The organism is Thermophagus sp. OGC60D27 (genome assembly GCF_052400625.1).
In the GTDB taxonomy this organism is placed as follows: Bacteria; Bacteroidota; Bacteroidia; order Bacteroidales; family Marinilabiliaceae; genus Thermophagus.
Genome location: NZ_JBQTGH010000001.1, coordinates 456,055 through 462,054, shown reverse-complemented (window position 1 = coordinate 462,054; position 6,000 = coordinate 456,055). Strand labels below are relative to the sequence as shown.

Sequence of the window (6,000 nt, the reverse complement as noted above, 5' to 3'; positions counted from 1 at the left end):
GCAGCGAGTCAGCTAACATTTAAGATTTGTTCCTGCACACTGCAGCGAGTCAGCTAACGTTTAAGATTTGTTCCTGCACACTGCAGCGAGTCAGCTAACATTTAAGATTTGTTCCTGCACGCTGCAGCGAGTCAGCTAACGTTTAAGATTTGTTCCTGCACACTGCAGCGAGTCAGCTAACGTTTAAGATTTGTTCCTGCACGCTGCAGCGAGTCAGCTAACATTTAAGATTTGTTCCTGCACACTGCAGCGAGTCAGCTAACGTTTAAGATTTGTTCCTGCACGCTGCAGCGAGTCGTCTAACGTTTAAGATTTGTTCCTGCATGCTGCAGCGGGTCAGCTAATGTTTAAGATATGCTGCTGCAGCCTGCAGCGTAAGGGGGACAAAACGAATTGTGCAAAATGCAAATACGCAAAAAGCTAATATTTAAGGGATTAACAAAAAACAATTCAAAACGAATTGTGCAGAAATATTAAAATTTCAACGATATTACTTCAATAATTAGGGGCTTTTATGGTCCCTTTTTTTATGTCTTTTCCATTCCATTTCAACATTGTTTAAATGTTTGTATAAAAGAATATTACAAGGGCATTTGCAAGCATATTGTCAAGGGAATTTAATGCCTGATTGTGCTGTGATAAAATACATAAAAAAATAGCAAAGGACTTGCAAAAGGGCTTGCAAAAGGGCTTGCAAAATACAAAAAAATGCATTCAATAGAATGATGATAAAATACAAAAAAATGCTTGAAAGAAGGCTAATAATTAAAATTAAACGGGGGAAAATACCATGATTAGAAAAAGACTTGCATAGGTTTATTGTCTGTTTGTCAGATAGTTAAATTTATCGGGGTAAATTATTTGTGTGTGTTAAGGTTCGGCAACGTACATATTGCCTCTATCTGCATTGTTCTTGAGGTATGAAATTTCTGCTTTAAGGCGGCCAATTTCTTCGGCGAGTTGTTTTATGTCGTTGTCTTTTTCTTTGAGATATTCTATTAATACAGGAGCTAAATCAGCATCTTCTTTTTTTGTGGATTTATCAGTGACTTCTTTTTGGTTTCTAACCATTGGTCCTTTACCTGAAATTAGCCATTCTATGTTTATCAATTCAGCAAATCCTGCATCGACAAATCTTTTAAAAAAATCATAGGATGGTTTAGATCTACCTTTTTCTATATCATAGATAGTTTGTGCTCTATCATAGCCCAATTTTGAAGCAAATTGAGCCGGCTTGAGCTCAAGGAATTCAAGCATCCTTGTAATTCGTTCTGATATTTCTGCGTTTTTATGCAAAATTTTCTGTCTTTTTTCTTGCAATAATACAGAAAATGCTGTAATATTGTCACAAGTTTATTACAAAGCTAATTGAAAAAATGACGGAAAAGCAAGTTTTAGAGCAAAAAAAATTTGGTGACATTAAAATTGTGGCTGAAATAATTGGCGAAACGGACAATAATACAAGACAGATTTTGCGCCGTCCTACGTCAAAAAAATACAAAAAAGCCATAAATGTCCTTAGGATGCTTGTTGAATCACGTCAAAAGTTAGCTAAAGAAGTCAATACAGAATAATCTGTATGCATCATGTTGGAATACCACAACAACATATTATGTATTGAAGGCGGATGGCTACATCGCGAAGGCATAATGAGTAAATCAAATTATGATTCTCTTATTGCGCGGGGACGAATGAAAGTTGTTCGTAAAGGTGGTGGTCCTGGACGTCCTGCTCTTATTCAATATGATTCAGTGCCCGACCGGTTTAGGGTAGTCATTGAAGCAAGAATCGGCGATCCGCGGAAAAAGGCCCGGATTGATGATTTTGAAAAACACATTATTGCCGACAATCATGCGCGCTCTTATTATAGTAGTTTTAAACTGCCGGATGGAAGACATTTGCCGGATGAAGTAATTGCAGAATATTCAGCAAACGCAGATATCCTTAATGCAATACATAGGGTGATAACAAAGAGGATAGGCAAAAGAAAAGCATTAGGCGGCAGGGTATCTCATATATGGGAAAGTGTTGCAAAGACGGTAGAACAATTAAAAGATAAATATAAGCACTCTCTGCCTTCAAACCCTCGACGCCTAAAAGAACGCTACAAAAAATACATGGAAGATGGGTATCATGCACTAATTCATAAAGGTTATTGTAATAGTAATTCAAGGAAGGTTACGGCAGACTTAGAACGGCTCATACTATCTCTATATGCTATGCCGAATAAACCTTTCGCCGCGAGTGTTCATGATTTATATCTTCAATTTTTATCAGGAGCCATAGAGGTGGTTGATTATGATACTGGTGAGATATACGACCGGAACGACTTCTTTGATAAAAACGGTGTACCTGTAATGATCAGTGAGAGCACCGTCTGGAATTACATTAATAATCCTAAGAACAGGCTTATTGTAGATAAAGCCAGGAACGACAGTCTTGCGTTTAATACATTGCACAGGCCCCATCATCATCGGCATGGACCTCAATTTAGTTTGTCGAAAATTTCTCTTGATGACCGCGACTTGCCGCGCAAGCTTGAAGATGGCAGCAGAGTTAAAGCTTATTATGCTTACGACGTTTTGAGTGGTTGTGTTATTGGTGCTGCTTATAGCAAACACAAAGACAAAGATCTTTTCATTAATTGTGTGCGTGACATGTTTAGGTTCCTTGATAGGAATAATATGGGAACTCCGGCAGAAGTTGAAGTTGAACATCACCTTGTTAACAAGTTTAAAGATGATTTGATGCAAGCCGGGATTATATTCCCATTTGTTCGCTGGTGTAACCCTGGGAACAGTCAGGAAAAGTATGCAGAGACAATGAACAGGGTTAAGAAGTATGGATATGAGAAAAGGTACCAGGACGGAATTGGTCGTTTTTACTCAAAGCTTGAAGCCAACAGACCTAAGGTTGAAAAAACCTGGGACGAAGAGGGAATGAAGGTCCGAGAAAAAACATACACCTTCGACCAAATCGTAGCTGATGACAGGTTCGTTATAGAAAAGTTTAATAACAGTTTACATCCTAATCAAAAGCTTTTTCCGGGAATGACAAGAATGCAAGTTCTTAAACGAAATCAAAACCCGGAACTAACAAAAATTGATAGAGCTATACTTGTACGGTACATAGGGGAACATACTCGAACGAGCATCAGACGCTCGCAGTATGTTACGGTGCTTCATGAGAAGTATCAACTCCCTACTCCTGAAGTTCTTGGAAAATTAATGCCTAACAATTACACCGTCGATGCTTATTACTTGCCGACTGAAGATGGCATTGATGAAGTCTACTTATACCAGGGACAAACATTTATCTGTAAAGCCAATAAGATAAAAACATACAACACTGCCACGGCAGAGCAAACCGAGGAAGACCTGGAAGCTTATACTCAGCAGGCTAAGTATGTTAGCAAATTTGATAAGATAGCTAAAGAAGGCAAGGCTTCTCTTGCAAAGCTTCATGTAATAGAAAATGAAGAGGAAGACAATGAGGATATCATTGTCGAAACAGTCCCAGACACTTCCAATTCTGACGATTTCGGTTTTGATGATTTCACTGATGATGACGAATTCAATATTCAAAGAGCTTTAGACTCATTGTAAAACTTTAAAACTATTGAGCTATGATGACTTTAGAAATTAAAAAAAGAATTATCGAGGCTATTAAAAAGAGCCGCGAAAACTATTCGAGTGATGCAAAAATGGCCGTTGCCCTCGGCATTAGTTCATCTCAATTTAGTAGGATAACAAGAGGTGATATTGAGAATGTTCTTTCCGATGCCAAGTGGATCTCAATTGCCAGGAGGCTAAATGTTGAAATTTCCGGGCGCAAAGAACTTGTTACTGCCAAAACACCCGTATTCCAATTTGTTACTCAACAGCTGGCTGCCTGTAAAGAAAATTCTTTAAGCGGTCTCCTTTGTGATAGTGCTGACGTTGGGAAGTCTTACGCTGCAAAATGGTTCTGCCGCAACAATAAGAATGCCGCTTACATAGATTGTAGCCAATACAAAACCAAACAAAAGCTAATTCGAGCAATAGCCAGGGAGTTCGGGCTAAACCACATTGGCCGATATAGTGACGTTTACGACGACCTTGTATTCTATCTTAGGTCTGTACCCAATCCCTTGGTGGTATTGGACGAAGCCGGTGACCTTGATTATCCTGCCTTCCTTGAGTTAAAAGCTCTCTGGAATGCGACGGAGTATGTTTGTGGCTGGTACATGATAGGGGCTGACGGGTTAAGGAAAAAAATTGAAAAGAATTTGGGTAATAAGAAAGTTGGATATACAGAAATATTTAGCCGATACGGTTCTCGCTATCAAAAAATAACACCGGACGGCGGCGAAGAACTTGAGAAATTTAAACGCCACCAGGTGGCTCTTATTGCAAAAGCAAATGGCGTTACTAATGTTCAGCAGTTGTATAGTAAAACACAAGGTTCGTTGCGACGAATTTACACTGAAATACAAAAGTTAAACAACAAAGCTAATGCGTAATGGCTCGAGCAGTAAGTGTTACACAGCTATATAATTATAAACCCCATGTAATGCCATTTACCGGCAAATGGAAGGCTTCTTTTGGGGAGCCTGAACGAGGTGGAAGCTGGATTATATGGGGGCATTCAGGCAATGGGAAGACACGATTTGCACTTCAGTTGTGCAAATACCTTACAAAATTTGGTAAGGTGGCATACAATTCCCTCGAAGAGGGGGCCTCGAGGTCGATGCAGATTGCCTTTGAATCGGAAAGGATGCATGAAGTATCAAGAAACATAATACTACTCGATCAGGAACCTATCGACGAGCTCATAAAGCGACTAAAGAAGCATAAATCACCACATATTATAGCTATTGACAGTATTCAATACAGCGGCTTAACATATGCTTCTTATAAGGCTTTAAGAGCAGAATTCCCTCGAAAGTTATTCATACTCATATCGCACGCCGATGGGAAACATCCTTCCGGTAGAGTAGCAAAGCAAATAAGGTATGACTCTTTTGTAAAGATTTGGGTTGAAGGTTACAGAGCTGAAGTAATGAGTCGGTATGGCGGTGGAAAACACTTTATTATTTGGCCTGAAGGTGCTGCCGAATATTGGGGCGATCAAATTTATGAAGATGATGAATATTAAGAGAAAACGGCAATTGTTACATGCTCTATTGTTTAAGTTAGGGGCACTTCCTAATAAGAAGGATATTCTTTCATCTTATGGTGTTACAAGTACTACAGAGTTGACAGAGCAACAACTTGATGACCTTATTGAAAGGTTAAAAATCGCGATTAATAAAAGATATAATACGACTCGGACAATAAGACAATGGCGAAGCAATGTACTTGTAATGCTTAACAAATGTGGAGTATATGCAGACAATAATGATTGGGAGCGTGTAAATAAGTTTCTGCTTGACAAAAGAATTGCCGGAAAGATGCTTTATGAGATGAATATTGAAGAGCTTAAAACTCTTTATCGAAAACTGGCAAGTATTGCAAAAAAAAGGAAAGAGAAGCTGAAAAAGCCTTGTACAACAATATCTCAATGAATTAACAATGAAACGTAATGATACAAATATTAAGAAACGTGTAATTCGCTGCGAAAGAATGATTTGTGATTTACACGACATGACACCAGATGAGTACCTCGAATTACTGCATGAGACGGGGTGCGAATTTGTTGAAGATCTCTTTATAAAAGAGGGTTACCAAGGGAAATCATTAAAGCATATAGTTCGAAGGTATATCACAAGCAATGTGTTCTGGTACTACTGGATTATAGAATGGGTCAACACATGTGAAATATATCTCGATTGGGACAACCCCAATAAGAGCATTGACCACCTTATTGATATGCAGCGGCAAACTAAAAGACCGTGGTTATTGCTGCATGATAAGATAGTAAAGGAAGAAAGATTGAGACAGAATGCATAAGTGCTGTAAACGGTTCTGCGCTTCATGGGGAGTCTTGGATAGTTACTTTTCCGGTTCGATTCCGGAACTC

General features: G+C 38.8%; 7 protein-coding genes. 6 read left to right on the top strand and 1 reads right to left on the bottom strand.

Features of this window, described 5'->3' with window-relative positions; translation table 11 throughout:
- Positions 1-870 precede the first annotated feature (870 nt).
- On the bottom strand, positions 871-1,296 hold the full coding sequence (locus tag ACT29H_RS01850; RefSeq protein ID WP_444819888.1) for a hypothetical protein: 426 nt from the start codon (positions 1,294-1,296) through the stop codon (positions 871-873).
- A gap of 80 nt (positions 1,297-1,376) precedes the next feature.
- On the opposite strand from ACT29H_RS01850, the gene ACT29H_RS01845 reads away from it, so the two are divergent.
- From ACT29H_RS01845 to ACT29H_RS01820, 6 genes are read left to right on the top strand one after another with little or no spacing between them, the layout of a single operon-like run.
- The gene (locus tag ACT29H_RS01845) at positions 1,377-1,574 is read left to right on the top strand and encodes a hypothetical protein (RefSeq protein WP_444819887.1); all 198 of its coding nucleotides are present in this window, start codon (positions 1,377-1,379) and stop codon (positions 1,572-1,574) included.
- Positions 1,575-1,586: 12 nt separating this feature from the next.
- Positions 1,587-3,605 carry a hypothetical protein gene (locus tag ACT29H_RS01840; RefSeq protein ID WP_444819886.1) on the top strand — a complete coding sequence of 673 codons (2,019 nt, stop codon included), beginning with the start codon at positions 1,587-1,589 and terminating at the stop codon, positions 3,603-3,605.
- Positions 3,606-3,625: 20 nt separating this feature from the next.
- Positions 3,626-4,501: an ATP-binding protein gene (locus ACT29H_RS01835; RefSeq protein WP_444819885.1), complete on the top strand. Its 876-nt coding sequence runs from the start codon at positions 3,626-3,628 to the stop codon at positions 4,499-4,501.
- Positions 4,501-5,136, top strand: coding sequence for a hypothetical protein (locus tag ACT29H_RS01830; RefSeq protein ID WP_444819884.1), 636 nt, complete (start codon positions 4,501-4,503; stop codon positions 5,134-5,136). The genes ACT29H_RS01835 and ACT29H_RS01830 overlap by 1 nt, the downstream gene beginning before the upstream one ends.
- On the top strand, positions 5,123-5,545 hold the full coding sequence (locus ACT29H_RS01825; protein ID WP_444819883.1) for a hypothetical protein: 423 nt from the start codon (positions 5,123-5,125) through the stop codon (positions 5,543-5,545). The genes ACT29H_RS01830 and ACT29H_RS01825 overlap by 14 nt, the downstream gene beginning before the upstream one ends.
- A 58-nt stretch (positions 5,546-5,603) precedes the next feature.
- A complete protein-coding gene (locus ACT29H_RS01820; protein ID WP_444819882.1) occupies positions 5,604-5,930 on the top strand; it encodes a hypothetical protein in 327 nt (108 codons plus the stop codon).
- Positions 5,931-6,000 lie beyond the last annotated feature (70 nt).

Excerpts from the sequence above, each read along its gene's own strand:
- ACT29H_RS01820 (WP_444819882.1), top strand. The coding sequence starts at position 5,604 with ATGATTTGTGATTTACACGACATGACACCAGATGAGTACCTCGAATTA.
- ACT29H_RS01835 (WP_444819885.1), top strand. The coding sequence starts at position 3,626 with ATGATGACTTTAGAAATTAAAAAAAGAATTATCGAGGCTATTAAAAAG.
- ACT29H_RS01840 (WP_444819886.1), top strand. The coding sequence starts at position 1,587 with ATGTTGGAATACCACAACAACATATTATGTATTGAAGGCGGATGGCTA.
- ACT29H_RS01845 (WP_444819887.1), top strand. The coding sequence starts at position 1,377 with ATGACGGAAAAGCAAGTTTTAGAGCAAAAAAAATTTGGTGACATTAAA.
- ACT29H_RS01830 (WP_444819884.1), top strand. The coding sequence starts at position 4,501 with ATGGCTCGAGCAGTAAGTGTTACACAGCTATATAATTATAAACCCCAT.
- ACT29H_RS01825 (WP_444819883.1), top strand. The coding sequence starts at position 5,123 with ATGATGAATATTAAGAGAAAACGGCAATTGTTACATGCTCTATTGTTT.